The organism is Shigella sp. FC1661 (assembly GCF_001712525.1).
Taxonomy (GTDB): Bacteria; Pseudomonadota; Gammaproteobacteria; order Enterobacterales; family Enterobacteriaceae; genus Escherichia; species Escherichia coli.
In genome coordinates, this window is sequence record NZ_MDGW01000423.1 from 1 (window position 1) to 682 (window position 682).

Below are 682 nucleotides of genomic sequence, written 5' to 3' on the forward strand. Positions count from 1 at the left end.
TTTACGCGTATGACAGGCTCCGGAAGACGGTTGTTGCGCACGTATTCGGTGAACGCACTATGGCGACGCTGGGGCGTCTTATGAGCTTGCTGTCACCCTTTGACGTGGTGATATGGATGACGGATGGCTGGCCACTGTATGAATCCCGCCTGAAGGGAAAGCTGCACGTAATCAGCAAGCGATATACGCAGCGAATTGAGCGGCATAACCTGAATCTGAGGCAGCACCTGGCACGGCTGGGACGGAAGTCGCTGTCGTTCTCAAAATCGGTGGAGCTGCATGACAAAGTCATCGGGCATTATCTGAACATAAAACACTATCAATAAGTTGGAGTCATTACCAAGCACTCTATCCAACAAACCACCCACAGTTAATCGGAATAAAAGCAGAGTGCTTATGAATGATCGCACGCCCGAAGGTTAGTATTTCTGCACAGCAATTTTGCAAAAAAAGGCGATCATTCATAACTTAAACGTCTTTCAGTCACTCCGGGATTTCCCATCATCGCAGACTGAAAGACTCTGACTGGAGCGGGCAGCGGGAATCGAACCCGCATCATCAGCTTGGAAGGCTGAGGTAATAGCCATTATACGATGCCCGCATATGGTGCCGACTACCGGAATCGAACTGGTGACCTACTGATTACAAGTCAGTTGCTCTGCCTGCTGAGCTAAGTCGGCGC

2 tRNA genes and 1 pseudogene are annotated in these 682 nt (G+C 50.1%); 1 reads left to right on the plus strand and 2 read right to left on the minus strand.

Annotated features, from left to right (window positions below):
- A pseudogene (locus tag BFF42_RS19460) lies at positions 1-326 on the plus strand (IS1-like element IS1B family transposase); the annotation flags it as partial.
- A 200-nt stretch (positions 327-526) separates the two neighbouring features.
- Here the strand turns inward: BFF42_RS19460 and BFF42_RS19465 are convergent.
- Both BFF42_RS19465 and BFF42_RS19470 read right to left on the minus strand, forming a co-directional pair.
- Positions 527-601, minus strand: a tRNA-Gly gene (locus tag BFF42_RS19465).
- 3 nt (positions 602-604) lie between these two features.
- Positions 605-680: transfer RNA gene (locus BFF42_RS19470), tRNA-Thr, on the minus strand.
- Positions 681-682 lie beyond the last annotated feature (2 nt).